The sequence below is a fragment of the Pseudomonas sp. W5-36 genome, from assembly GCF_046540455.1.
Taxonomy (GTDB): domain Bacteria; phylum Pseudomonadota; class Gammaproteobacteria; order Pseudomonadales; family Pseudomonadaceae; genus Aquipseudomonas; species Aquipseudomonas graminis_B.
The window spans coordinates 1-25845 of the sequence record NZ_JAXCIQ010000021.1 but is presented as its reverse complement, the minus strand read 5'-3'; the positions used below and the strand labels follow the sequence as shown (position 1 = coordinate 25845).

Genomic DNA, 25845 nt, shown 5'->3' with positions numbered 1-25845 from the left:
ACCATTCCCTCCCGCCCCCACAGGTGTAGAATCAGCGCTATTCATCGCCAGTCATCCCCGGCGGGTTTATGAGCTCAGGCTGGGCGTACGGTGATCCCGTATCGTTCGGTTTCTTCGCTGCATCCGGTCACTGCCTTTTGCACACGACGTCACTAGAAGCTCACTCCCTTCCTCATTCAGCCGATTAGCCGGAGTGCTCCAATGCCTGATTACCGTTCAAAAACGTCCACCCACGGCCGCAATATGGCCGGCGCGCGCGCCCTGTGGCGTGCCACGGGCATGAAGGACGACGATTTCAAGAAGCCGATCATCGCCATCGCCAACTCGTTCACCCAGTTCGTTCCGGGCCACGTCCATTTGAAAGACATGGGTCAGCTGGTGGCGCGCGAGATCGAAAGAGCAGGCGGCGTCGCCAAGGAATTCAACACCATCGCGGTGGACGACGGCATCGCCATGGGCCATGACGGCATGCTGTATTCGTTGCCCAGCCGCGAGATCATCGCCGACTCCGTCGAATACATGGTCAACGCCCACTGCGCCGATGCAATCGTCTGCATCTCCAACTGCGACAAGATCACCCCCGGCATGCTGATGGCTTCGTTGCGCCTGAACATCCCGGTGATCTTCGTTTCCGGCGGCCCGATGGAAGCCGGCAAGACCAAGCTCGCCAGCCACGGCCTGGACCTGGTCGACGCCATGGTCATCGCTGCCGACTCCACCGCGTCCGACGAAAAAGTCGCTGAATACGAGCGCAGCGCCTGCCCGACGTGCGGTTCGTGCTCCGGGATGTTCACCGCCAACTCGATGAACTGCCTGACTGAAGCACTGGGCCTTGCACTGCCGGGCAACGGCTCCACGCTGGCGACCCACTCGGACCGCGAGCAGCTGTTCCTGCAGGCCGGGCGCACCATCGTCGACCTGTGCAAAACCTACTACAAAGACAACGACGAGTCGGTGCTGCCGCGTAACATCGCCAACTTCAAGGCGTTCGAGAACGCGATGACCCTCGACATCGCCATGGGCGGTTCGACCAACACCATCCTGCATTTGCTGGCCGCTGCCCAGGAAGCCGAGATTCCGTTCGACTTGCGCGACATTGATCGCCTGTCGCGCCGCGTGCCGCAGCTGTGCAAAGTCGCGCCGAACATCCAGAAGTACCACATGGAAGACGTCCACCGCGCCGGCGGCATCTTCAGCATCCTCGGCTCGCTGGCCCGTGGCGGCCTGCTGCACACCGACTTGCCGACCGTGCACAGCAAATCCATGGAAGAAGCCATCGCCAAGTGGGACATCACCCAGACTGACGACGAAGCGGTGCATCACTTCTTCAAAGCGGGCCCTGCGGGCATTCCGACCCAGACGGCCTTCAGCCAGTCGACCCGTTGGGAAACCCTGGACGACGACCGCGAGAACGGCTGCATCCGCAGTGTCGAGCACGCCTACTCCCAGGAAGGTGGCCTGGCCGTGCTGTACGGCAATATCGCGCTCGACGGCTGCGTGGTGAAAACCGCTGGCGTGGACGAGTCGATTCACGTGTTCGAAGGCAACGCCAAGATCTTCGAAAGTCAGGACAGCGCTGTTCGCGGCATTCTGGCGGACGAAGTTAAGGCCGGCGACATCGTGATCATTCGTTACGAAGGTCCGAAAGGCGGCCCGGGTATGCAGGAAATGCTGTACCCGACGTCGTATCTGAAATCCAAAGGCCTGGGCAAAGACTGTGCGCTGCTGACCGACGGGCGTTTCTCGGGCGGGACCTCTGGCCTGTCCATCGGCCATGCGTCTCCTGAAGCCGCAGCAGGTGGCGCGATCGGGCTGGTCCGTGACGGCGACAAGGTGCTGATCGATATTCCGAATCGCTCGATCAATCTGTTGATCGACGACGCAGAAATGGCCGAACGTCGCGCCGAGCAGGAAAAGAAAGGCTGGAAACCGGTTGAGTCACGCCCGCGCAAAGTGACCACCGCCCTCAAGGCCTACGCCCTGCTGGCGACCAGTGCCGACAAGGGTGCTGTGCGTGACAAGGCGATGCTCGACAAGCTTATGCCGTAAGCGTCAACCCGCACTGGAAAACACTCCGCATGTCGGGGTGTTTTTTTGCCTGCCAACCGCTTGGAGGAGGTAAGGCTCGGACACGGGTCGAACACCCAGCCGAACCTTCAATTAGCCTCCAACAGATCCGGACACCGGCGGTTTCAGGAGCCAACGGCTACAGTGATCGCGCCCAGCAGCAGGCAAAGACTGGCGACCAACGTTAAACGCAGGCGCATCGGCAAATACCAGTCGGGCAGTGTCGTGGTTTTCACAAGACGCCGGTCCTGCCAGTAGTGCGTGACGAAACCGAAAATCAGCAGCAACAGCCCCAACGGTGCCGGCAATAACAGTGCGGGCCAGGCGATCAGCGCCGGGATGACACTCCAGATGAACCGCTCGCGACACTGGTCGGCATTCAAGCCTTGCAGGGTCATGGCGAATCCCCAATGCAGCGCGCCCACAAAACTCAGGATCACCGCTCCGTAAGCGAGCAGCGCGTGCGTCAAGAAAGCTCGGTAGTCGACTGCAAACAGGATCAGCAACAGCAGCCCAACGAACGGCAGCAAACCGCCATAACCCAGCAGCGCCACCTACCTTGGCGACGAAGACAGCGACAACGCTTTCATTTGAGCCCCTTTCAGTCATTTACTTGAAAGACTATGGCTCAAAAGTGCAATGCTGTTTAGCTTCTCTTGCTCGACCGGAAAAAGGACCACGTCCTGTCACCCACTGATCAAGGCCTCGATCCCTGAGCGCTGAGACCTTCACATGAATACGTTGATCTATTGGTTCCGTCAGGACCTTCGGCTTGCCGACAACCCCGCATTCACCCACGCATGCGAACTTGCCCACACGCTGCTGCCGGTTTACTGCACACCCGTGGCGACTTCGACGCCATGGGGATTCGAGCGCATCGGCGCCCACCGCCAGTATTTCGAACAGACCGCGGTCAGCGCACTGGCCGGGCAGCTGAGCGCACGAGGCAGCGCGCTGATGCAGATTGAGGGTGAGTCCGTTGAACGCCTCGTCGCCCTGGCCCACGAGCTGGGCATCGATACGATCATCTGCGAACGCATCGCGGCGCCGGAAGAGGAAGCACAGGTGCAAGCCCTCCGCGCGGCGGGACTGACCGTGGAGGATCACTGGCAATCGACGCTGTTTACGCTGGATGAATTGCCAATGGCGGTCGAGCAGCTGCCCGACGTATTCAGCAGCTTTCGGCGTCTTGTGGAAAAGGCCCACGCTTCTGCCCGCCCCGCCATACCATCGCCAGCGACAATTCCAGCGCTGCCGCAAGGTGTGAGGATTGAACCGGTCACGCTGCAAACGTCTGCGGTTCCGGACTCCCGCTCGGCGTTTCCTTACCAACAGCAAGCATTTCACGGCGGCGAGCACGCGGCCATCGAGCATCTGCAGCAGTATTTTCGCCGGGGCCTGGCGAACAGCTATAAAGCCACCCGCAACAACTTGAGCGCTGTGGACGACTCCACCAAGTTTTCGCCCTGGCTTGCACGCGGTTCGCTTTCAGCGCCGCAGGTCGATCAGGCGCTGAAGGCTTTTGAGTCCGAACATGGCGCCAATGACAGTACGTACTGGATCTACTTCGAGTTGCTGTGGCGCGATTACTTTCGCTTGCTGCATCTGAAATACGGCCGGCTTCTCTATCGCGCCAGCGGCCTGAAAGGGACCAGCGAACCGGGCCACAATCCACAGGGGTTTGCGTGCTGGTGTCGGGGTGAAACCGGAGAGGCGTTGATTGACGCGGGTATGCGGGAATTGGCAGCGACGGGCTATCTGTCCAACCGCATGCGCCAGATCGTCGCCAGTTACCTGATCTTCGATCTAAAGGGTGATTGGCGCGCCGGGGCCGCGTGGTTCGAGGCGCAGCTGGTGGATTACGACGTTTACAGCAATCAGGGCAATTGGCTGTACATCGCCGGCTACGGAACGGACCCGCGGGGCGGTCGGCGCTTCAACACCGTGAAGCAGGCCGACGAACATGATGCCGACGGCGCATACCGCAGGTTATGGGCCTGAAAAAGTGCGACACGGCAAATCGCCGCGCCGCGCAATGAGACGGATTACTGAATCTCGTCCGGCTTGACGATCACCCAGTTCTTGTCCGCCGTGACCGGCAAGCCCTCTTTGGCCTGAGCCTCGGCGTTGGTCTTCATCATGCCGTTGAGCTGGGTCATGTACTTGTCCTTTCGGTTGATCCACAGATGAACGCCGCCTTTGCTGACGTCGACGCTGTGGAACAGCATGTAGCCATCGCTGGTGGGGGTGTCGCCGCCCACCAGCACCGGTTTTTTCCACTGATCGATGTAGGTCAGAATCGCTGCCTGCTTGCCGGCCATCCAGGTCGCCGGGGTCCACAGGTAAGGCGTCAGCTCAAGACCGAGGTTGGCCTTTTCGTCGTATTTGCCGGCGGTGATCTGCTTGCGGGCGGTGGTCAGCTCGCCTGTCTCGCGGTTCTTCAGCAGAGTGGTCACCCCGATGACGTTCTGCGGCTTCACGTTGTAGCCGTATTTGGGATCGGCGGCGACCATGCGCACCAGCTCTTCTGACGCCGCGGTCATGACATAGACCTCAATACCGTTTTCCATCAGCTTGTTGTACAGCTCGGCCTGACCGGTGAAGACCTTGGGCGGCTGCACTTCGATGGTCTTGACCACATCGCCTTCGTAATACGTACTCGGCACCGGCTTGCCCGAGGCCATCAGCTCGTCGACGTAGCCTTTGAGCTCTTTGAGGGTGAAGCCGGAAAACACTTGCGCGACCCACGGATAGCAGACCATGTCGTCGATTTCGCAAAGCCGGTAGTAGTAGCTGAACAGGCTTTCCTTGTGGTCAGCGGTGTCCTTGAACGGGATGAGCTTGAGGGAAGGATCGAGTGTGTCGCGGGTGATCAGCCCCTTGTTTTCCATGAACGGCAGCAGCGACTCTTCCAGGTCGTAGCGGTAGCTGGTGTTGTCCATGTCGAAAACGGCGAAATTACCTTTGTTGGCGTTTGCCGCAATCATGGCGTTGAGCTGCTTGGCGGCAGGCGCAGGCCAGTGGGTCAGTTCGGTGGCGAGTGCTTGTCCGGCCAGACCCAGACACAGCGCGGTGGCCAATAATGTTGGTACGAATTTCATGGTGATCCCCTCCCCTTTTTTGGTTCGAGGAGGACCGTAACAAAAAGCCATGACTGTTTGGATGCGTCAGCGACAACGTCTGTTCTGATGGCGTCACCCCGATCGCCATTCACGACAGATGACATGAAAACGACATTTTTGTGACAGCGTTGGGCTGCTCACTCCCACAGTTGACCGCATTCCCCTGTAGGAGTGAGCTTGCTCGCGATAGCGATATCAGGCCCGCTCCCAAACCTCGAAACTGTACGCAGGCTTGTCATCCACTGCCGGGTTTGGCGTGTCGGAAACCAGTTTCCACTGCGCCAGATCGAATTCCGGAAACCACGCATCGCCTTCGGGACTCAGCGCCACGCGGGTGAGGTACAGGCGGTCAGCGTGCTTAAGGGCCTGGCCGTAAAGCTGGGCGCCGCCGATCAGCATCACTTCACTGACGCCCTGCTCGGCCGCCCACTCTTCCGCGCGGTGCACCGCCGCTTCCAGAGAGGTGAAGACCTCGGCGCCCTCAAGCTGCAAATCCTGTTGGCGCGTGACCACCAGATTCAACCGCCCCGGCAGCGGACGACCGAGCGAATCCCAAGTCTTGCGACCCATGATGATCGGCTTGCCCAGCGTGGTCGCCTTGAAATATTTGAAATCACCCGGCAAGTGCCAGGGCATGGAATTGTCGACGCCGATCACCCGGTTTTCAGCGAGTGCGGCGATCAAGCTCAGGGGGAGATGTTTTTTCATGGCGCGAGGATATCAGAGCGCCCTGCCCCAGCACATTCGCTCGCCACGCGGTCCAAGCACCGATACCCGTTCGCTGCGCGATCGCAGCCACACCGGTTATGCTCAACCACGACTTTACCGACGAGACGCCGCGTGACTGCACTGACTCCCCTTGATGAACTCTGGCTGACCGAAGCCGTGCGCCTGCGTGAAGAACACGCCGGCGCGCTCGAAGACGAAGAAGCCAACCGCCGCGCACGCGCCTCGGCGGGCGACCTGCAAACCCGGATCAAACACCGCGCCCTGTGGCTCGCCGAACGCGACGGCATGCTCAAGGCGCTGCATCACTGGAAACAAGGCGCGCGCCTGGCGTTGATCGTGCTGGCGGTGTTCGCGGTGGTCAGCGGCGCCGGACTGGCGTTCGCTGCCTTGGGCGACGGCCAGACGCCCGTCAATGTGTTCTGGGCGCTCGGCAGCCTGCTGGGGCTTAACCTGATTCTGCTGTTGAGTTGGGCCATCGGCGTGCTCTTCGTCGGGGAAAGTACCGCCGGCCTCGGTCGCCTCTGGCTGTGGCTAAGCGAGAAACTGGCGCGCGATGCCCAGGCGGCGCAGCTCGCGCCGGCGCTGATATTGCTGCTGCAACGCAAGCGCCTGAACCGCTGGGTGCTGGGTATCTGCGTCAACGGCTTGTGGCTGCTCGCCTTGGTCAGCGCCCTGACGCTGCTGCTGTTACTGATGGCGACGCGGCGCTACGGCTTCGTCTGGGAAACCACCATTCTGGGCAGCGACACCTTTGTCAGCCTGACCCGAGGCCTGGGAGCAATCCCCTCGCTTCTCGGTTTCAGCGTCCCCACAGAGTCGATGATCCGCGCCAGCGGTGATAACGCGCTCGCCATCGAAAACGCCCGTCAGGCCTGGGCTGGATGGCTGGTCGGCGTGCTGGTGGTGTTCGGTATTGTGCCGCGCTTGCTGCTGACGATGCTGTGTTACCTGCGTTGGCGCGTGGGTCGACGAGGGTTGTCACTGGATCTGAGCCATCCCGGTTTCGTCGAGCTGCGCGAGCGCTTGATGCCCAGCAGCGAACGGCTGGGCGTTAACGATGCCGCGCCTCCCGAGCTTCACACCGTGGTCACCGGTCCGTCAGCGAGCGAAAGCCAGGGCGCGCTGCTGGTCGCCATCGAGCTGGACAATCAGCAGCCGTGGCCGCCCGAGCTTCCCGACAGCGTGGTCAACGCCGGCATTCTCGACTCCCGTGAGTCAAGGCGCACACTGCTCGACCAACTGACACGCTACCCGCCTGCGCGTCTTGCCATCGCCTGCGATCCACGTCGCTCGCCGGATCGCGGCAGCCTGGCGTTGATTGCCGAGTTGGCTCGCTGCGCCACCGCGACGCGCATCTGGCTGTTGCCGGCCCCCACCGGACAGGCGCTGGACGCCGACCGACTGGAGGATTGGCACACGGCGCTGCAGCAGCTTGAACTGCACTGGACCGACAGTGCGCCGATGACCTGGCTGGAGAGCGGGCATGACTGACAAGGACGCAATTCGCCCGTTGAAACTGGCCGTGGTCGGCCACACCAACGTCGGCAAAACCTCACTGTTGCGCACGCTCACCCGCGACGTCGGCTTCGGCGAAGTCTCCCACCGCCCGAGCACCACCCGGCACGTCGAAGGCGCGCGGTTGTCGGTGGATGGCGAAGCGCTGCTGGAGCTGTACGACACGCCCGGCCTGGAAGACGCCATCGCCCTGCTTGATTACCTCGAGCGGCTGGACCGACCCGGCGAACGGCTCGACGGCCCGGCGCGGCTCGGGCGCTTTCTGGAAGGCAGCGAGGCGCGCCAGCGTTTTGAACAGGAGGCCAAAGTGCTTCGTCAGCTACTCGCCTCCGACGCCGGCCTGTACGTGATTGACGCGCGAGAGCCGGTGCTTGCCAAGTACCGCGACGAGCTGGCCGTGCTCGCCAGCTGCGGCAAGCCGTTGCTGCCCGTGCTCAATTTTGTCAGCAGTGCGCAGCAGCGTGAACCGGACTGGCGTGAAGCGCTGGCGCGTCTCGGCCTGCACGCGCTGGTGCGTTTTGACAGCGTTGCACCGCCCGAAGATGGCGAACGCCGTCTGTATAAAAGCCTCGCCCTGCTGCTGGAAACCTCCCGCGGCAGACTGGAGCGTCTTATCGCAGACCAGCAGGCCCAGCGTGAGGCTCGCAAGCAGAGCGCCGCCAGGCTGATCTCCGAGCTGTTGCTGGACTGCGCTGCCTGCCGCCGAAGTGTTGCGACGGATTCCGGTCAGGTACAGGCCGCCATCGACGATCTGCGCAAAGCCGTGCGCCAGCGCGAACAACGTTGCGTCGAGTCGCTGCTCAAGCTCTACGCGTTTCGTCGAGAAGATGCCTCGGCCAGCGATTTGCCGTTGATGGATGGCCGCTGGGGGGATGACCTGTTCAATCCCGAAACCCTGAAATTGCTGGGCGTACGCGTGGGTGGCGGTATTGCTGCGGGCGCGGCGGCAGGTGCAGGCGTGGACTTGCTGGTGGGCGGCATCACGCTGGGTGCGGCGGCACTGGTCGGCGCGATTGCCGGCGGCGCTCTGCAAACAGCGCGCAGTTACGGCGGGCGGCTGATGGACAAATTCAAGGGGCAGCGCGAACTGACGGTCGACGATGCCGTGCTGCGACTGTTGGCGCTGCGCCAACGGCAATTGCTGCAAGCGCTGGAAGTGCGCGGCCACGCCGCCATGGAGAGTATCAAACTGACCGCGCCTCTGGACAAGACCTGGCGCGAAGGCAAGCTGCCGGAGGCGCTGCACAAGGCGCGAGCGCATCCGCAATGGTCGTCGCTGAATCCTGGCGCAAAGCTGAACCAGAGCGAGCGGCAGGAGCAAGTCGAGGCCTTGGCAAAGACCGTGCTGGTCTGAAATGGGCGGCCGCAATGATCTACCGGTCAGCAGCCGACAGTCGCCCCGACGATTTTGCGATAGGGGAATTGCGCGCGGACCGGTATGATCGCGCGCCCGATACACCCGGAAGCACACGCGCATGAAACCCACCTTGATCGCCGCTGCAGAACTCGACCGCATCGAGACCTGGCAGAAATATTCCAGCTACATGTGCGGAGGCTGTGTTTCCAGTTGCTGCACGCTCCCTGTGGAAGTGAAGATCAAGGACCTGATCCGCATCGGCATCGTCGACGAGTTCGAACAGGGCGATAACCCGAAGAACATCGCCAAACGCTTGCAGAAGGACGGGATCGTCGAGCGCTTCAATCAGAAGTCCGGGATCTTCACCCTCCAGCGCATGAGCAACAACGATTGCCTGTACCTGGATCGCAAGAGCCGGCTGTGCACCATCTATGACAAACGCCCCGACACTTGCCGCAACCACCCGAAGATCGGCCCGCGCCCGGGTTATTGCGCCTATAAACCGAAAGAAGTCGTGCGCGAAGCTACCGGTACGTTGAATTCGAACTCCGGCCGGGTGCCGTTGAAGTTCTAAACCTTCTATAGTGCTCGCGTACGCCTTCCCGGCTGAAGCCGGTCCTACCAAAGGCGCGCAGACCTTAGTGGGACCGGCTTTAGCCGGGAAGAGGCCGGATTGAGCGGCATCGCCCTCACAGCATCGACACCGGCCAAACCAAAACGCAGACAAACAAAAACGCCCCCGGCCTTTCGACCGGGGGCGTTTTCGTTCAGCCGGGGCTAGTTACGCCTTGGCTTTCTTGGCAGCACGGGTACGCTCGCCTTCGTCGAGGATCTTCTTGCGAAGACGGATCGACTTAGGGGTGACTTCGCACAGCTCGTCGTCCTGGATGAATTCCAGAGCCTGTTCCAGGGTGAAGCGGACAGGTGGAACCAGAGCGATGGTTTCGTCTTTGCCCGAAGCACGCATGTTGTCGAGCTTCTTGCCTTTGGTTGGGTTCACGCCCATGTCGTTATCGCGGCTGTTCAAGCCAACGATCTGACCGTTGTAGATCTCCTGACCGTGCTCGACGAACAGCTTGCCGCGCGCCTGCAGGGTTTCCAGGGAATAGGTCAGTGCCTTGCCGGTCTCAACCGATACCAGAACGCCGTTCTGACGACCGGACATGTCGCCGGACTTCATGGTGTCGTAGCGGTCAAAGATCGAGGTCAGGATGCCAGCACCGTTGGTCAGGGTCAGGAACTGGTTACGGAAACCAATCAGGCCACGAGCAGGGATGTTGTATTCCAGACGCACACGGCCTTTGCCATCCGGCACCATGTTGGTCAGGTCGCCCTTACGCAGACCCATCTCTTCCATGACCTTGCCCTGGGATTCTTCCGGGGTATCAATGGTCACGTTTTCAAACGGTTCCTGCTTCACGCCGTCTACCTGACGGATGATCACTTCAGGACGACCGACACCCATTTCGAAGCCTTCGCGACGCATGGTTTCGATCAGTACCGACAAGTGCAGCTCACCACGGCCGGAGACCTTGAACTTGTCAGCCGAGTCGCCTTCTTCAACGCGCAGAGCAACGTTGTACAGCAGCTCCTTGTCCAGACGCTCCTTGATGTTACGGGACGTCACGAATTTGCCTTCTTTACCGCAGAACGGCGAGTCGTTGACCTGGAAGGTCATCGAAACGGTGGGTTCGTCAACGGTCAGCGGCTTCATCGCTTCCACTGTGTCCGGGTGGCACAGAGTGTCGGAGATGAACAGCGATTCCATACCGCTGATGCAAACGATGTCGCCAGCAGCAGCTTCTTCGACGTCGATGCGGTGCAGACCGTGGTGACCCATCAGCTTCAGGATACGGCCGTTGCGGCGCTTGCCGTCGGCACCGATCGCAACAACCGGAGTGTTTGGCTTGACGCGGCCACGAGCGATACGGCCAACACCGATGACGCCCAGGAAGCTGTTGTAGTCCAGTGCCGAGATCTGCATCTGGAACGGGCCGTCACGGTCAACCTTTGGCGCAGGGACGTTGTCGACGATTGACTGGTACAGCGGGGTCATGTCTTCAGCCATGTCGGTGTGATCCAGACCGGCAATACCGTTCAGGGCCGAGGCGTAGACGACTTTGAAGTCCAGCTGTTCTTCGGTAGCACCGAGGTTGTCGAACAGGTCGAAGATCTGGTCCAGAACCCAGTCCGGACGCGCGCCTGGACGGTCAACCTTGTTGATGCAGACGATTGGACGCAGGCCGGCTTCGAAAGCCTTCTTGGTCACGAAACGCGTTTGCGGCATAGGGCCGTCCTGGGCGTCGACCAGCAGCAGAACGGAGTCAACCATCGACATCACGCGCTCTACTTCACCGCCGAAGTCGGCGTGGCCCGGGGTGTCAACGATGTTGATGTGGTAGCCATTCCAGTTGATCGCGGTGTTCTTCGCGAGAATGGTAATACCGCGTTCTTTTTCTTGGTCGTTGGAGTCCATCACGCGTTCGTCGTTGAGCTCGTTGCGCTCAAGGGTGCCGGACTGGCGCAGGAGCTTGTCGACGAGGGTAGTTTTACCGTGGTCAACGTGAGCAATGATGGCGATGTTGCGTAGATTTTCGATCACTTGTGTATCTCGATCAGAGGATTCGGTCAGCTGTCTGATTGTAGGCAGCTATGAACGGTGGAGCCGGCGAAAGCCGTTACGGCTGACGACTGGTGTCGGGGGGCCGGTGACGCAAGCCACAGGCAAACAGCCCCGGGCACTTAGCTCGGTCGATAAACGCGCACATTGGCATGCCCCTCACTGAGCAGATGATGAGCATGCAGGCGACTCATGACGCCTTTGTCGCAATAGAGCAGGTACTGGCGCGTATCATCCAGTTCCTTGAAACGGCTGTTCAATGCAAAGAACGGCAGCGTTTGTACTTCAACGCCAGTCAGCGCCAGCGGGCGGTCTTCAGCGTCATCCGGGTGACGGATGTCGATGACCACTTGCCCGGCCAGCGCCTGACCAACTTCTTCAATCTGAACGTCCTGGCCCAATTCCTCGATCACGCGATCGATCGGTACCAGACGAGCGTTTTCAAGCGCACGCTCGAGCACGGCCATGTCGAACGATTTTTCTTCGTACTCGACCCGGTTGCGCTTGGCAGCGGTCTTCGGGTTCACCGAAATCACCCCGCAGTATTCGGGCATGTGCCGGGCAAAATCGCCGGTGCCGATCTGATCGGCCAGGTCAATGATGTCCTGCTTGTGACTGGCGATCAGCGGCCGCAAGACCAGCTTCTCCGTCACGCAATCAATGACCGACAGGTTGGGCAGCGTCTGGCTGGACACCTGGGAAATCGCCTCGCCGGTGACCAGCGCGTCGATTTCCAGCCGGTCGGCAATGTTCGTCGCGGCGCGCAACATCATACGCTTCAATACTACGCCCATATGACTGTTATCGACTTTTCCGAGAATTTCTCCCAGAACTTCCTCGAACGGTACGCTGACAAACAGCACGCGCTGGGAGCTGCCGTACTTCTTCCAGATGAAGTGCGCGACTTCCATCACGCCCAGCTCGTGGGCACGTCCGCCCAGGTTGAAGAAGCAGAAATGGCTCATCAGGCCACGACGCATGATCTGGTACGCGGCCACGGTGGAGTCAAAACCACCGGACATCAGGATCAGGGTCTGCTCAAGCGAACCCAGCGGATAACCGCCCATGCCGTTGTGCTGGCTGTGAATCACGAACAGGCGCTGGTCGCGGATTTCGATTCTGACTTCGACTTCCGGGGCCTTCAGCGAGATGCCGGCGGCGTTGCATTCACGGCGCAGCTTGCTGCCGACGTACTTCTCGACGTCCATGGAGCTGAAGTCGTGATGACCCGCTCGCTTGCAGCGCACCCCGAATATCTTGCCGGGGATCGCATCGCCGAAGTGCAGCTTGCACTTCTCATAGATGTCTTCCATGTCGCCCAGCGGATACTGGTCAACCTGCAGAAAGTGCGTGATGCCGGGCATGCAGCTCAGCCGCTCGGTCATCTCGCGCAGCACTTTGGCATCCTCGACCCTGGTTTCGACCTCAAGGTTGTCCCACACGCCATCCACCACCAACGCCGGGTCCAGATCGCGGAGCACCGTACGGATGTTCTTGGCCAGCTGTTTGATGAAGCGCTTGCGCACAGGCCGGCTTTTGATAGTGATTTCTGGGAAGACTTTGACGATTAATTTCATGAAAACAGCGCGCTAGGTCCCGGTCGAAAAAGGGGGGCGCGGATTATAGCGGAAATTGCTCAAGGTTTAACCAGTTATCGTACAGTCAATCGTCCACGCACCAAAACGGCCCTGTATACAATTACTTTGCACCACAACGGTGCGCCTGTTTTCGAATATGCGACGTTTAACACGCTAAAAGACAGGTATTCCCGAGGAAATCCCAACACAGGGCACTGGCATGCAAATTGCTCCCTTGTGAGGCAGGTTGCCTTGGTCGAGTATCGCGCCCGGCATCACCCAAATTGAAGGGCCCACTACTACTCAGGCCCTAATCCACCCCGGAGGACAACATGTCGAAGTCGGTTCAACTCATCAAAGATCATGACGTTAAGTGGATTGATCTGCGCTTCACGGACACCAAAGGCACTCAGCACCACGTGACCATGCCGGCCCGCGATGCGCTGGAAGACGACTTCTTCGAAGTCGGCAAAATGTTCGACGGTTCCTCCATCTCGGGCTGGAAAGGCATCGAAGCCTCCGACATGATCCTGCTGCCGGACGACGAAACCGCCGTCCTGGATCCGTTCACCGAAGAGCCTACCCTGATCCTGGTTTGCGACATCATCGAACCGTCGACCATGCAAGGTTACGATCGCGACCCACGCGCCATCGCTCACCGCGCCGAGGAATACCTGAAGTCGACCGGCATCGGTGACACTGTATTCGCCGGCCCTGAGCCAGAATTCTTCATCTTCGACGAAGTGAAATTCAAGTCCGATATCTCCGGCTCCATGTTCAAGATCTACTCCGAACAAGGTTCGTGGATGTCCGACGCTGACATCGAAGGCGGCAACAAGGGCCACCGTCCAGGTATCAAAGGCGGCTACTTCCCGGTTCCACCGTTCGACCACGACCACGAAATCCGCACCGCAATGTGCAACGCTCTGGAAGAAATGGGCCAGGTCGTCGAAGTTCACCACCACGAAGTGGCAACCGCTGGCCAGAACGAAATCGGCGTGAAATTCAACACGCTGGTTAAAAAGGCTGACGAAGTTCAGACCTTGAAATACGTCGTGCATAACGTTGCCGACGCTTACGGCCGCACCGCTACCTTCATGCCCAAGCCTCTGTACGGCGATAACGGTTCGGGTATGCACGTTCACATGTCCATCTCCAAAGATGGCAAGAACACCTTCGCAGGCGAAGGTTATGCCGGCCTGTCCGACACCGCTCTGTACTTCATCGGCGGCATCATCAAACACGGCAAGGCCCTGAACGGCTTCACCAACCCGGCAACCAACTCGTACAAGCGTCTGGTTCCAGGTTTCGAAGCGCCGGTCATGCTGGCCTACTCGGCTCGTAACCGTTCGGCTTCGATCCGTATTCCTTACGTCAATAGCCCTAAAGGCCGTCGTATCGAAGCACGTTTCCCGGACCCGGCAGCCAACCCGTACCTGGCATTCGCTGCCCTGTTGATGGCAGGCCTGGACGGCATCCAGAACAAGATCCACCCTGGCGATGCTGCTGACAAAAACCTGTATGACCTGCCGCCTGAAGAGGCGAAAGAGATCCCACAAGTTTGCGGCAGCCTGAAAGAAGCCCTGGAAGAGCTGGATAAAGGCCGTGCGTTCCTGACCAAAGGCGGCGTATTCAGCGACGACTTCATCGACGCTTACATTGCTCTGAAATCCGAAGAAGAAATCAAAGTACGCACCTTCGTACACCCACTGGAATATGAGCTGTACTACAGCTGCTGATCCAGTCGCGCCGGCGTAAGCCGCGTGAACAAGAGGCCTCCTTCGGGAGGCCTTTTTTGTTACTGAGCGCGTATTGTTCAGTCGCTATAAATATGTAACGCAGATGGGAACGATGCTTCCGGCAACCTTGTGCTTTCTGCTCTTCAACAAGCACAAGGATTTCTTTCATGCTCAACATCACCCCCGCCTGCCTGCTGCTGGCGATGATCGCCCTTGGCGGATGCGCCACCGCGCAAACGTCCAGCTCCGCTCCAGTCTCAACGGTCGAGTCCACCGTTCTGCTCAAAAGCTCAACTTCCTGGGACGGAACACTCTATGACGCCTACCCTGTCGGCAACCCTGAGCTGACGGTCCTCAACATCAAGATCCCCGCCAACACCGCCCTCAAATGGCACGAGCACCCGATGCCCAATGCGGCCTATGTCGTGTCCGGCAATCTCACGGTAGAAACCCGCGAAGGCGGCAAGTCGATTCAGCTGAAACCAGGCGATGTGCTGCCTGAAATGGTCGCCAGGCAGCACCGAGGCCTGACGGGAGACACCGCCGTGGAGCTCGTCGTTTTTTACGCCGGAACACCGGGAATGCCACTTTCTTCCAGCCAAAATGTTAAACAGTGATCGCTTGGTCATACGTGAGGACATGACAATGCTCAAACAGCTCCAACTCGCCGCCCTGGCCTGCGGCCTGGTGTCGGCCGGCGTTCACGCGGCGCCTGCTCAGCAGCCTCCTGGGCAACTTCAGCCGCTTATTGCGGCCATGGAGCAAAGGCTGGAAATCGCCAATGACGTGGCGCGCAGCAAATGGCACAGCGGCAAGCCGGTACAGGACAGTGAGCGCGAGCGCCAGGTGATCCAGAGCGCCGAATCACGGGCGGGTGAATTCAAACTGGCGGCCGACGACGTGCGCGAGTTCATGACCGCCCAGATGGAAGCCAACAAGATGGTGCAATACGCGCGCATCGAGCAGTGGCGTGAAACCGGCCACTCTCCGGAGAAGCCCGAATCCAGTCTCACCGATGGCATCCGGGGTCGGCTGGATACGCTGCTGCCGGTGTTGATGCAAAGTTACTCGGCGTTTCAGCCTTACCGCAGCGATGCCAAGTGCCCGGGTTGGGTGCAGTCGGAAATCCAGCGGCAGACAAGTGATCCGGTCATCGTGACCGCGTTGCAACGGGCGGCAGGCGACCTTTGCCGGATCACGGCAAGCCAGTAAGCAGGCACGCAGATCCGCTTCTCAACTGACACCGTCGATCAGTATTCCTCTATGCTGATCCTGTGCCGCGCCATGCATTGAGCGCGGCACCATTGTTGGTTGTCCTGATCGCTGCACTGGAGTGTTCATGCGTCAATGTCTCGCCCTTCTGCTGCTGGTGTTTGCACTGCCCGCTGCCGCGCAGATTTACAAATACACCGATGCCTCCGGTAACACGGCGTACAGCAACCAGCCGCCGAACGGCACCAAAGCCGAGACTGTCGAGCTGCCGCCGCTCAACAGCGTCGAGACCGTCGTGCCTGCCGTGCCGCCGCCATTGCCCGCGACGCAGAACCAGAACCAGAACCAGCAAACCGCTGCCACCTATCAGGTGCTCGCGCTGAAAGACCTGCCCCAGGACGAAGCGCTTCGTGCCAACAACGGCTCGTTCACCGTTGGCGTGGCCATTGAGCCTCGTCTGCAGCCCGGGCATTTGCTGCAGTTGATAGTGGACGGCACGCCCTACGGCCAGCCCACCAATATTCCGCGACTGCAGGTGATGGAGCTTGAACGGGGCGAACACAGCTTCTCGGTTCAGGTGCTGGACAATCAGCGTTCCATCCAGCAAAGCGAGACGGTCAACCTGACAGTGCAGCGAGTTCATGTCGGCAGACCTTAAACACTTTTGCCGGTTGGCCCTTGCCCTCTGCCTGCTGTTCGGCGTAACTCAGTCCGCCCTCGCCCAGGTGTATACCTACGTCGATGCAGACGGGAATCGGGTCTTCACCGACCAACCTCACCGCAATGCGAAGAAGGTCGACATTGCGCCGACCAACCGGGTCGATCAGCCTGCGAAGGCGCCCAGTCGGCCATCCAAACCGAAGCCAGCGGCGGGGCCCATCTTTCATTATCAGTTGCTGCGCATTCTGGCGCCGGAACCTGACAGCACGATTCGCGACATTGAGGGCAACCTGAACGTCACCGTCAGCAATGAGCCAGAGCTACAGCCAGACCACCTGTACCGGTTACTGCTCGACAGCAAACCCTATGGCGAGCCGAAGCGCAGCCCGGTGTTTCCGCTAACCAACATCGACCGCGGCACTCACCAGCTGTCCGTGGAGATCGTCGATCAATACGGCCGAGTGCTGGAGCGAACCCCCAATCAGCCCTTTCACCTGATACGCATCTCTCTGGCGCAGAAGCGGCTCGCACAGCCTTGCAAAACGGATGATTACGGCGTGCGCCCCGAATGCCCCCTCAAGGACAAGCCAGAAGAAGAATCGAGCTTCTTTCCATTTTTCCGCTAAACCATGCCTGACTGGCTATGCTCTATTATGGTGCGCAACCTGAACAATGTTTCGTTCTAAAAGCCCATTTTGGTTCAGCATTCAGGAATTCATGCACTGTCGCCGGGCCTGCCGTGCAAAAAACGCTCGCAATTCCTCAATCCGCGCTTCTTTTCGGAGCCTTGGTTTGGTTTTTGCATTTTGTAATGAATGCGCGAGCACATCACACGTTTCAGCGGTTTCCACACGCTGGCAAAGACCAATCAGCGCCTGCACTCACGGCCCAGACCGTGTGCATAGAGCCAAAAGAGGTCACCGGGATTCATGACTATCAGCGATGCGTTGCATCGGTTGTTACTCGACAACCTGACCACTGCCACGATTCTGCTCAACTCGGACCTGCGCCTCGAGTACATGAATCCTGCCGCTGAAATGCTGCTGGCCATCAGCGGTCAGCGCAGCCACGGACAATTCATCAGCGAGCTGTTCACCGAATCCGCCGAAGCGCTCAGCTCCCTTCGTCAGGCAGTCGAACAGGCCCATCCGTTTACCAAGCGTGAGGCCATGCTTACCGCACTGACCGGCCAGACGCTGACGGTTGATTACGCCGTCACGCCGATCCTTTCCCAGGCCGAGACGATGCTGCTGCTGGAAGTCCATCCCCGTGATCGCTTGCTGCGCATCACCAAGGAGGAGGCTCAGCTGTCCAAGCAGGAAACCACCAAGATGCTGGTGCGTGGCCTGGCCCATGAGATCAAGAACCCCCTGGGCGGGATTCGCGGTGCCGCGCAGTTGCTGGCACGTGAGCTGCCGGAGGAGAGCCTCAAGGACTACACCAACGTCATCATCGAAGAGGCCGACCGTCTGCGTAATCTGGTCGACCGCATGCTCGGCTCGAACAAGCTGCCGATGCTGGCGATGACCAACGTGCATGAAGTGCTCGAGCGCGTGTGCAGCCTGGTCGAAGCCGAAAGTCAGGGATGCATCACCCTCGTGCGCGACTACGACCCGAGCATTCCCGATGTACTGATCGACCGCGAGCAGATGATTCAGGCGGTGCTCAATATCGTGCGCAATGCCATGCAGGCGATCAGCAGCCAGAACGAGCTGCGTCTGGGCCGCATCAGCCTGCGCACGCGCGCCATGCGTCAGTTCACCATCGGCCACGTGCGCCATCGTCTGGTCAGCAAGATCGAAATCATCGACAACGGCCCCGGCATTCCGCCGGAGCTGCAAGAAACCATTTTTTATCCCATGGTCAGCGGCCGCCCGGATGGCACCGGGCTGGGCCTTGCCATTACCCAGAACATCATCAGTCAGCACCAGGGGCTGATCGAGTGTGATAGCCATCCTGGCCATACAACATTCTCGATCTTCCTGCCGCTGGAACAAGGAGCAGCGTCGACATGAGCCGTAGTGAAACTGTCTGGATCGTCGATGACGACCGTTCCATCCGCTGGGTACTGGAGAAAGCCCTGCAGCAAGAGGGCATGACCACGCAAAGTTTCGACAGCGCCGATGGTGTGATGAGCCGCCTGGCCCGCCAGCAACCGGACGTGATCATTTCCGATATCCGCATGCCCGGCGCCAGCGGCCTGGACCTGCTGGCGCGCATTCGCGAACAGCATCCGCGCCTGCCGGTCATCATCATGACCGCGCATTCGGACCTCGACAGTGCCGTGGCGTCCTATCAGGGCGGTGCCTTCGAGTACCTGCCCAAGCCGTTCGACGTTGACGAAGCCGTTTCTCTGGTCAAACGCGCCAATCAGCACGCTCAAGAGCAGCAAGGCCTGGCCGTTCCGCCTACCCTGACCCGCACGCCAGAAATCATCGGCGAAGCGCCGGCGATGCAGGAAGTGTTTCGCGCCATCGGCCGCTTGAGCCACTCCAATATCACCGTGTTGATCAACGGCGAATCCGGGACCGGTAAAGAATTGGTTGCCCACGCCCTGCACCGACACAGCCCACGGTCGGCGTCGCCGTTCATTGCGCTGAACATGGCCGCAATTCCGAAAGACTTGATGGAATCCGAACTGTTCGGCCATGAAAAAGGCGCGTTCACCGGCGCGGCGAACCTGCGCCGCGGGCGTTTCGAGCAGGCCGACGGCGGCACCCTGTTTCTCGATGAAATCGGCGACATGCCGGCCGACACCCAGACCCGACTGCTGCGCGTGCTGGCAGACGGCGAGTTCTACCGGGTGGGCGGTCACGTGCCGGTCAAAGTCGACGTGCGCATCATTGCGGCGACCCACCAGAATCTGGAAACCCTGGTCCAGGCCGGCAAGTTCCGCGAAGACTTGTTTCACCGCCTGAACGTGATCCGCATTCACATACCGCGCATGTCCGACCGTCGCGAGGACATCCCGACGCTGGCACGCCACTTCCTCAGCCGCGCTGCGCAGGAACTGGCCGTTGAGCCCAAGCTATTGAAGGCGGAAACCGAGGAATACCTCAAGCACCTGCCGTGGCCGGGCAACGTCCGTCAGTTGGAAAACACCTGCCGCTGGATCACGGTGATGGCTTCAGGCCGAGAAGTGCACGTCAGCGATCTGCCGCCTGAACTGCTGAGCCTGCCGCAGGACGCTGCCCCGGTGACCAACTGGGAACAAGCGCTGCGCCAATGGGCGGATCAAGCGCTGGCGCGCGGCCAATCCAGCCTGCTGGACAGCGCCGTGCCGACGTTCGAACGCATCATGATCGAGACCGCGCTCAAGCATACCGCTGGCCGTCGTCGCGACGCTGCCGTGCTGCTGGGCTGGGGCCGTAACACCTTGACCCGCAAGATCAAGGAATTGGGCATGAAGATCGATGGCGGTGACGATGACGAGGGTGATGAGGCCTGAGTGAGCTGTCATTTATGACAGTTTACGCCGTAAGGCAACAGTGATTAGCTCCTGAAGTCTCGACCACTGAGACAGGGAGCTCAATCACGTGAACCGATTCTGGCAATACGCCTTTCAATGGGGCATCGGCCAACGATTTCAGCGCCGGCAAATCAAAAGTCAGGCGCGCCTGGTCGACTATTCGCTCGTCGAAATGGCCGCATTGCTGCGTACTGGCGAACTGACTTCCCGGCAAATCACCCTTGCCTATCTTGAGCGCATTGATCAGCTCAATGGCCCGTTTGAGACCTACAACGACAATGGCGGCTATAACGCGTTTGTGCGGGTTGATCGCGAGCAGGCGCTCGCCCAATCACAAGACGCTGATGCATGGATCAACAATCCGGATGATCCGCGTGGCATCGCGCCGATGCTTTGCGGAATACCCGTTGGCGTCAAGGACTCCATAGGCATTGTCGGCCTTGAGAGCAAGAATGGCGCACCAGAATTCAGTACCAATTTCGCACTTCGCAATGCCACCGCCGTCGCTCGATTGCGCGCTGCGGGGGCTGTCGTGCTGGGTCATACCATTTGCTCACGCTTTTCAGGCAGCACCGTCGGTGATTTTGGGTGTAACGCTTGGGATGTGGACAAAGTGCCCGGTGGATCAAGCTCCGGATCCGCTATTGCCCCGATCGCTCGGCTGTGTGTCGCAACGCTTGGTGAGGAGGCCGGCGGTTCCATGATCATTCCGGCCGCTGCGAACGGTGCCAGCGCCATCAAGCCGTCACTGGGCTACGTATCGACCGGCGGCTTAATGCCGTTGCGCATAGGTTGGGATGTAGTCGGTCCGATGGCACGTTCAGTACAGGACGCCGCTCACCTTCTTGCCGCGATACAAGGCCCTGACCCCCTTGGCGATCCGCAGACGCTGTACACGCCGCTGCCGTTCCCGCAGATGCCGACCACACCACGTCCGGGGGATACCCCACTGACGGGACTGACGATCGGCGTGCCGCAGACTGACTGGATGTCCGCCTCAGACGCTCCTCCGGGACAAACCTACGACCCGGACTATGGACTGGCTTTTGAGCGCTTCAAACAGCAGTTGCAGCAACTCGGTGCAAGAGTGATCGAATTTGAGGGAGTAAACATGGCCGATGAGGTGAACCGTCTTTATTACGCAGGACCCATCCTGTGGACGACTGAAAACCCCAACATATTTGTAACACCCGCAATGGCGACTACTTACTGCCAGCAATACGAAGCAAGTTACTGGCAAGCCGTCCAAGACTTTGCCGCAGGTCGACCCGATGACGACAAGGAAACACTACTGCGCTACTACGGCACGGCATTCACCCACCCGGTCATAGAACAGATGCCGTGCTCAGTGCGAATAGAAGCGGAGCAGCGACGTCGCGCGCAAATGGCTTTATGGCAAGACGCTCTGGATGAAGCGGGCGTGGATTTCATGGTGGTCATGCCATTGGGCGCGAATGTGGGGTTTCGAATGGGACTGGGCGAGCCCTCCGGATTGCAAAATCAACGGCTCTATTACGATCTGCCCAATGCGCTGGGATGGCCAATGGTGACATTTCCCATCGGCCATGGGACTACTGGCATCACCAGACAGTTGCCGGTAAACGCCGCGTTCTGGGGACCACGCTTCAGCGATGCATGCCTGGTTCAGGCGGCCTTGGACTATCAGGAGCATCATCCCGAGTACCATCAACAGGCACCCGATGACCCTCAGCTTCGAGCGCCTGCCCCGCGTGCACAGCCCTGCTGGCCAATCACCCGCGAAAACTCGACAGATCCGCTGGTCAGAGAAGGCAGTCTGCGACGATGAACAGCGATCCGGCCCTTGAACTGCCCTTTTTCGTCATCGCCTGGCGCCCGGCCAACGCTCCGGCACAGTTGGCACCGGATCCAGGCAAGCTTTACCTGACCGTGGGCTGGCGGGCACCTCTGGGGGCGGTGAACTATGCCCGCCCCCAGCGAAGGGAGCCCTTTACTCCGCCGACGAAGGCTTTTCCCACAAGTTAATCCCGCCTTCGACTGCGAAGCGGTCGATCTCAGCCAGTTCTTCCTGACTGAACTCAAGATTGTCGAGGGCGCCGACGTTCTCGATGATCTGCTCCGGACGGCTTGCACCGATCAGTGCGGAGGTGACGCGTGGATCGCGCAGCGTCCAGGCCAGTGCCATCTGCGCCAGGCTCTGGCCGCGACGCTTGGCGATCTCGTTCAGCGCACGCACGTGCTCGATGTTCTGCTCCGACAAATGCGCCGCCTGCAACGAGCCGCCACCGGGACGGTTGACCCGCGCGTCTTTTGGAATGCCGTTCAGGTACTTGTCCGAGAGCAACCCCTGGGCCAGTGCGGTGAACGCGATAACGCCCGAGCCGAGTTCCTCGGTGGTGTCCAGCAGGTCTTTTTCGACCCAGCGATTGAGCAGGTTATAGGCCGGCTGATGAATCAGCAGCGGCACTTTCCACTCTTTCAGCAGGCCGGCGATTTCCCGGGTTTTGGCGCCTGAATACGACGAAATCCCGATATACAGCGCTTTGCCCTGCTGCACAGCGGTGGCCAGTGCGCTGGCGGTTTCTTCCAGCGGGGTGTCCGGGTCGAAGCGGTGGGAATAGAAAATATCGACGTAGTCCAGACCCATGCGCTGCAGGCTCTGGTCGAGGCTGGCGAGCACGTACTTGCGCGATCCGCCGCCCTGACCGTAAGGCCCCGGCCACATGTCCCAGCCGGCTTTGCTGGAGATGATCAACTCGTCCCGGTACTGCTTGAAGTCTTCTTTGAGCAGGCGGCCGAAATTGATCTCGGCACTGCCGTAGGGCGGGCCATAGTTGTTGGCGAGGTCGAAGTGGTTGATACCCAGATCGAGGGCCGTGCGCAGCATCGCGCGCTGGGTGTCCATCGGCGTGCTGTCGCCGAAGTTGTGCCACAGCCCCATGGAGAGCGCTGGCAACACCAGGCCGCTACGGCCTACGCGACGATAGGGAATGCGTTCATAACGGTTTTCGGCAGCGATGTAAGTCATCCAGTCCTCTCTTTCTTGTATGGAAGTCAGGTCACATAACCAAACCCGTGAGATTACTCGGATTTGCGTGCGACGAGGGGGTTCAAGCGAGTGGACGAATGCCACCCCTTCTGCGCAGACAGGCGGCGATGCGCATTCAATTGTTCGCTTAGCAGATCCAGCACTTCGCCAACATGCCGCCGCTGCAACGGCTGGGACAGCCGGAAGATATCGCCAGCGTCGTGCCCTTTCTTGCCGGCCCGGATTCAGGCTGGGTGTATGGTCAAGTGCTGCGGGCGAATGGTGGCCTGGCGTAAAACCGGGCGGTAGAAGCGCGCGTGCCCGCGAAGATTTCGTGGCAGCCCCCGGTTAGAGGGACTGGCACGACGCCGTCGCGGGCACGCGTGTTTCTACAAACGAAACAGCCTCAACGCACCAGGTGCAGGAACTGCATGTGGCGCTCGTACTGGTCGAGGATGTCGTTGATCACCTGTTCCTTGGTGTAGCCCACCAGGTCGTAGTCCTGACTGCCTTCGCTCAGGTGCACTTCGGCACGGTAGTAACGGCGGTTGTTGAGCTGCTTGGAGCCCATGCCGCCGCGCGCAAAGGACGGCGTGAAGTAGCCACGCATGGTCACCTGGTACACGAACGGACGCTCTTCACCGTGGCCGATCTCCAGGCCCACGGTGTCGTTGGCCGGATCCGGCTGAGTCACGACGGTCAGACCCTTCTCGACGAACACTGCCGTCACTTCTTCAATCGCCGGGCGCACGGTCTGATCGAGGAAGCGGTAAACCTCGTCCCGGGACGGAAACGCCACCGCCTGGGTCAGACGCTGACGCCATCCGCCGCGCCGCGCTCCAGAGACCGGTGCCAGCGAATACAGCTGGGCGATCTTGCGCTGGGATTCCATATAGAACGCCTTGTGCAGCCCCCACATCATCAGCAGCAGAATCAAGGAGAACGGCAGCGAGGTCAGCACCACCGCTGACTTCAGCGCATCGATGCTGCCCGAGAACAGCAACCCGCTGGTGATCAGCGCGGTCATCACGCCCCAGAACACGCGCAGCCATTTCGGGCCGTCTTCGTCCGGGCTGCCGCCCTTGGCGGACAGTGTCGACAGCACCACGGTGCCGGAGTCGGCCGAGGTCACGAAGAACACGAAGCTGATGAACACCGTCACGGCAATGACCGTCCGGCTCCACGGGTACGTCTGCAACATCAGGTACAGGGTCATCGACGGATCGTCGATAGCCGATTGGCCCAAGGCCGCCATGCCGTGGTTCAGCACCAAGTCGATGGCGCTGTTACCGAAGATCGACATCCAGGCCAGGGTGAAACCCAGCGGAATCAGCAACACGCCACAGACGAATTCACGAATGGTGCGGCCACGGGAGATACGCGCAATGAACAGCCCGACGAACGGCGACCAGGCAATCCACCACGCCCAATAAAACACGGTCCAGCCGCCCAGCCAGTCACTCGGGCCGTCGTACGCATACACGTCGAAGCTCTTGACCGGCAGTGCGCCGAGGTAATCACCGATGTTCTGCACCAGGGTATTGAGCAGGTGTTGCGTGGGCCCGGCAAACAACACGAACAGCAGCAGCGCGCAGGCCAGCAGCATGTTGATGTCGGACATGACGCGCACGCCTTTGTCCACGCCCGCGATGGCTACGAGGATTGCCGCGCCCATCATCAGGGTGATCAAACCCACCTGAATCCATTGGGTGTGCGGCACGTTGAACAGGTAGTCCAGCCCGGAGTTCAGGTGCAGGACGCCAAAGCCCATGTCGGCGCCGAGGCCGAAGATGGTGGCGATGATGCCGAAGCCGTCGACCGCATAGCCGATCGGGCCATTGATGCGCTTGCCGATCAGCGGATACAGCGCTGAACGCAACGCCAGCGGCAGGTTATGGCGATACGCGAAGTAAGCCAGTGCCATGCCGACGAACGCGAACACGCCCCAACCGTGCAAGCCCCAGTGCAGAAACAGCAACTGCATGGCCTGACGTGCCGATTGAGTGGTCCCGCCTTCGCCCTGTGGCGGCGTCAGCATGTGGGTCAGCGGTTCGGACACACAGAAGAAGAACAGCGTGATGCTGATCCCTGCGGCGAACAGCATGCCGGCCCAGGACAGGTAGCTGAACTCGGGTTCGTCGTGGTCCGCGCCAAGCTTGATCTTGCCGTAGCCTGAAATCGCGGTAACAACCACGAACAGCAGATACAGGGTCATGGCCAGCATGTAGTACCAGCCAACGGTATTGGCGGCCCAGTTCTGCGCGGCAAGCAACCAGGCACCCGAGGCTTCCGGGAAACCGATCACGACCAGTCCGAAGATCAGGATGAAGCTGGCGGCAAAGTAGAAAACAGGGCCGTTCATGCGAACAGCCGAGCTGTTCGGAGCGCTCGAATTATTCATATGAGTACCGCCGCGCGGGCGAGGGGATTGATCATGCAACGTGTATGCGGCAAAGGTAGGCCTCCTGAGATCAGCGGGCAGCGAACCACCGGTTTAACTTGATTGAACGTTCAATTAAAACACGAAAACACGGCTGGAGACTAATGCACAGTGGCGTGACGCTCTCTCAGGCGAGGGTAGGACGGACGACGAAAGCCTTTCGTTCCGTGGGTTCGGGAGGGTTTTTAAAGCGCTGAAGAAATTGCGGAGTGACACCCGCCGTCTTCCCGGCTAAAGCCGGTCCTATGTATGGACTCGCCCCCACATTCAACCTGCTTTTCGAACACTGCTACCCGGTTGCATCTATGTATAAGGCCTGTTCGAGGAAGCA

Annotated in this window: 20 protein-coding genes and 1 pseudogene; 14 read left to right on the top strand and 7 right to left on the bottom strand. The window is 60.0% G+C overall.

Annotation, left to right across the window (positions count from 1 at the left end):
- Positions 1 to 201 precede the first annotated feature (201 nt).
- The gene (gene ilvD / locus SLW74_RS23980; protein ID WP_410930345.1) at positions 202 to 2049 is read left to right on the top strand and encodes a dihydroxy-acid dehydratase; all 1848 of its coding nucleotides are present in this window, start codon (positions 202 to 204) and stop codon (positions 2047 to 2049) included.
- A gap of 143 nt (positions 2050 to 2192) precedes the next feature.
- Here the strand turns inward: ilvD and SLW74_RS23975 are convergent, their stop codons facing one another.
- The gene (locus tag SLW74_RS23975) at positions 2193 to 2621 is read right to left on the bottom strand and encodes a DUF3429 domain-containing protein (RefSeq protein WP_410930344.1); all 429 of its coding nucleotides are present in this window, start codon (positions 2619 to 2621) and stop codon (positions 2193 to 2195) included.
- Positions 2622 to 2799: 178 nt separating this feature from the next.
- Here SLW74_RS23975 and SLW74_RS23970 point away from each other — a divergent pair, with 178 nt between their 5' ends.
- On the top strand, positions 2800 to 4068 hold the full coding sequence (locus tag SLW74_RS23970; protein ID WP_410930343.1) for a DASH family cryptochrome: 1269 nt from the start codon (positions 2800 to 2802) through the stop codon (positions 4066 to 4068).
- A gap of 44 nt (positions 4069 to 4112) precedes the next feature.
- Here SLW74_RS23970 and SLW74_RS23965 read toward each other — a convergent pair whose 3' ends face one another.
- Together SLW74_RS23965 and SLW74_RS23960 are read right to left on the bottom strand one after the other, a co-directional pair.
- Complete coding sequence (locus SLW74_RS23965; protein WP_410930342.1) at positions 4113 to 5168, bottom strand: haloacid dehalogenase-like hydrolase; 1056 nt, start codon at positions 5166 to 5168, stop codon at positions 4113 to 4115.
- 216 nt (positions 5169 to 5384) lie between these two features.
- On the bottom strand, positions 5385 to 5897 hold the full coding sequence (locus SLW74_RS23960) for a dihydrofolate reductase (protein ID WP_410930341.1): 513 nt from the start codon (positions 5895 to 5897) through the stop codon (positions 5385 to 5387).
- Between the two features lie 132 nt (positions 5898 to 6029).
- On the opposite strand from SLW74_RS23960, the gene SLW74_RS23955 reads away from it, so the two are divergent.
- The 3 genes from SLW74_RS23955 to SLW74_RS23945 all read left to right on the top strand — a co-directional run bounded on the left by SLW74_RS23955 (position 6030) and on the right by SLW74_RS23945 (position 9364).
- A complete protein-coding gene (locus SLW74_RS23955) occupies positions 6030 to 7409 on the top strand; it encodes a DUF2868 domain-containing protein (RefSeq protein WP_410930340.1) in 1380 nt (459 codons plus the stop codon).
- The gene (locus SLW74_RS23950; protein ID WP_410930339.1) at positions 7402 to 8787 is read left to right on the top strand and encodes a GTPase/DUF3482 domain-containing protein; all 1386 of its coding nucleotides are present in this window, start codon (positions 7402 to 7404) and stop codon (positions 8785 to 8787) included. Before SLW74_RS23955 ends, SLW74_RS23950 begins: the two co-directional genes overlap by 8 nt.
- Before the next feature lie 121 nt (positions 8788 to 8908).
- Positions 8909 to 9364: a YkgJ family cysteine cluster protein gene (locus tag SLW74_RS23945; RefSeq protein ID WP_065991059.1), complete on the top strand. Its 456-nt coding sequence runs from the start codon at positions 8909 to 8911 to the stop codon at positions 9362 to 9364.
- A 207-nt stretch (positions 9365 to 9571) separates the two neighbouring features.
- Here SLW74_RS23945 and typA read toward each other — a convergent pair whose 3' ends face one another.
- Together typA and thiI are read right to left on the bottom strand one after the other, a co-directional pair.
- On the bottom strand, positions 9572 to 11392 hold the full coding sequence (gene typA, locus SLW74_RS23940; protein WP_065991054.1) for a translational GTPase TypA: 1821 nt from the start codon (positions 11390 to 11392) through the stop codon (positions 9572 to 9574).
- Between the two features lie 140 nt (positions 11393 to 11532).
- Entirely contained in the window at positions 11533 to 12987 is a 1455-nt protein-coding gene (thiI, locus tag SLW74_RS23935; RefSeq protein ID WP_410930338.1) for a tRNA uracil 4-sulfurtransferase ThiI, read from the bottom strand.
- A gap of 332 nt (positions 12988 to 13319) precedes the next feature.
- Between thiI and glnA the strand changes: the two genes are divergently transcribed.
- The 8 genes from glnA (at position 13320) to SLW74_RS23895 (ending at position 21874) form a co-directional block, all read left to right on the top strand.
- A complete protein-coding gene (glnA, locus tag SLW74_RS23930; RefSeq protein WP_037018763.1) occupies positions 13320 to 14726 on the top strand; it encodes a glutamate--ammonia ligase in 1407 nt (468 codons plus the stop codon).
- Positions 14727 to 14893: 167 nt separating this feature from the next.
- A complete protein-coding gene (locus SLW74_RS23925) occupies positions 14894 to 15343 on the top strand; it encodes a cupin domain-containing protein (RefSeq protein WP_410930337.1) in 450 nt (149 codons plus the stop codon).
- A gap of 28 nt (positions 15344 to 15371) precedes the next feature.
- A complete protein-coding gene (locus SLW74_RS23920; RefSeq protein ID WP_410930336.1) occupies positions 15372 to 15938 on the top strand; it encodes a chorismate mutase in 567 nt (188 codons plus the stop codon).
- 127 nt (positions 15939 to 16065) lie between these two features.
- Entirely contained in the window at positions 16066 to 16596 is a 531-nt protein-coding gene (locus SLW74_RS23915; RefSeq protein ID WP_410930335.1) for a DUF4124 domain-containing protein, read from the top strand.
- On the top strand, positions 16580 to 17224 hold the full coding sequence (locus tag SLW74_RS23910) for a DUF4124 domain-containing protein (RefSeq protein ID WP_410930334.1): 645 nt from the start codon (positions 16580 to 16582) through the stop codon (positions 17222 to 17224). Before SLW74_RS23915 ends, SLW74_RS23910 begins: the two co-directional genes overlap by 17 nt.
- A 303-nt stretch (positions 17225 to 17527) precedes the next feature.
- Positions 17528 to 18613, top strand: a complete 1086-nt coding sequence (gene glnL / locus SLW74_RS23905; RefSeq protein WP_065991042.1) for a nitrogen regulation protein NR(II) — start codon at positions 17528 to 17530, stop codon at positions 18611 to 18613.
- Positions 18610 to 20046 (top strand): nitrogen regulation protein NR(I), encoded by a 1437-nt coding sequence (ntrC, locus tag SLW74_RS23900; protein ID WP_065991040.1) that lies wholly within the window; start codon positions 18610 to 18612, stop codon positions 20044 to 20046. Before glnL ends, ntrC begins: the two co-directional genes overlap by 4 nt.
- Positions 20047 to 20134: 88 nt before the next feature.
- Positions 20135 to 21874, top strand: a complete 1740-nt coding sequence (locus SLW74_RS23895) for an amidase (RefSeq protein ID WP_410930333.1) — start codon at positions 20135 to 20137, stop codon at positions 21872 to 21874.
- A gap of 162 nt (positions 21875 to 22036) precedes the next feature.
- Here SLW74_RS23895 and mgrA read toward each other — a convergent pair whose 3' ends face one another.
- Positions 22037 to 23074: an L-glyceraldehyde 3-phosphate reductase gene (gene mgrA, locus SLW74_RS23890; RefSeq protein ID WP_410930332.1), complete on the bottom strand. Its 1038-nt coding sequence runs from the start codon at positions 23072 to 23074 to the stop codon at positions 22037 to 22039.
- A gap of 152 nt (positions 23075 to 23226) precedes the next feature.
- On the opposite strand from mgrA, the pseudogene SLW74_RS23885 reads away from it, so the two are divergent.
- Positions 23227 to 23370, top strand: a pseudogene (locus SLW74_RS23885) (SDR family oxidoreductase); the annotation flags it as partial.
- Between the two features lie 110 nt (positions 23371 to 23480).
- Here SLW74_RS23885 and betT read toward each other — a convergent pair.
- Positions 23481 to 25475, bottom strand: coding sequence for a choline transporter BetT (betT, locus tag SLW74_RS23880; RefSeq protein ID WP_410930331.1), 1995 nt, complete (start codon positions 25473 to 25475; stop codon positions 23481 to 23483).
- Positions 25476 to 25845: the final 370 nt, after the last annotated feature.

What these genes read in the sequence shown, in the direction of transcription:
- ilvD (WP_410930345.1), top strand. Translation starts at nt 202, where the DNA reads ATGCCTGATTACCGTTCAAAAACGTCCACCCACGGCCGCAATATGGCC.
- SLW74_RS23970 (WP_410930343.1), top strand. Translation starts at nt 2,800, where the DNA reads ATGAATACGTTGATCTATTGGTTCCGTCAGGACCTTCGGCTTGCCGAC.
- SLW74_RS23965 (WP_410930342.1), bottom strand. Translation starts at nt 5,168, where the DNA reads ATGAAATTCGTACCAACATTATTGGCCACCGCGCTGTGTCTGGGTCTG.
- SLW74_RS23960 (WP_410930341.1), bottom strand. Translation starts at nt 5,897, where the DNA reads ATGAAAAAACATCTCCCCCTGAGCTTGATCGCCGCACTCGCTGAAAAC.
- SLW74_RS23950 (WP_410930339.1), top strand. Translation starts at nt 7,402, where the DNA reads ATGACTGACAAGGACGCAATTCGCCCGTTGAAACTGGCCGTGGTCGGC.
- SLW74_RS23945 (WP_065991059.1), top strand. Translation starts at nt 8,909, where the DNA reads ATGAAACCCACCTTGATCGCCGCTGCAGAACTCGACCGCATCGAGACC.
- thiI (WP_410930338.1), bottom strand. Translation starts at nt 12,987, where the DNA reads ATGAAATTAATCGTCAAAGTCTTCCCAGAAATCACTATCAAAAGCCGG.
- glnA (WP_037018763.1), top strand. Translation starts at nt 13,320, where the DNA reads ATGTCGAAGTCGGTTCAACTCATCAAAGATCATGACGTTAAGTGGATT.
- SLW74_RS23925 (WP_410930337.1), top strand. Translation starts at nt 14,894, where the DNA reads ATGCTCAACATCACCCCCGCCTGCCTGCTGCTGGCGATGATCGCCCTT.
- SLW74_RS23920 (WP_410930336.1), top strand. Translation starts at nt 15,372, where the DNA reads ATGCTCAAACAGCTCCAACTCGCCGCCCTGGCCTGCGGCCTGGTGTCG.
- SLW74_RS23915 (WP_410930335.1), top strand. Translation starts at nt 16,066, where the DNA reads ATGCGTCAATGTCTCGCCCTTCTGCTGCTGGTGTTTGCACTGCCCGCT.
- SLW74_RS23910 (WP_410930334.1), top strand. Translation starts at nt 16,580, where the DNA reads ATGTCGGCAGACCTTAAACACTTTTGCCGGTTGGCCCTTGCCCTCTGC.
- glnL (WP_065991042.1), top strand. Translation starts at nt 17,528, where the DNA reads ATGACTATCAGCGATGCGTTGCATCGGTTGTTACTCGACAACCTGACC.
- ntrC (WP_065991040.1), top strand. Translation starts at nt 18,610, where the DNA reads ATGAGCCGTAGTGAAACTGTCTGGATCGTCGATGACGACCGTTCCATC.
- mgrA (WP_410930332.1), bottom strand. Translation starts at nt 23,074, where the DNA reads ATGACTTACATCGCTGCCGAAAACCGTTATGAACGCATTCCCTATCGT.
- betT (WP_410930331.1), bottom strand. Translation starts at nt 25,475, where the DNA reads ATGAATAATTCGAGCGCTCCGAACAGCTCGGCTGTTCGCATGAACGGC.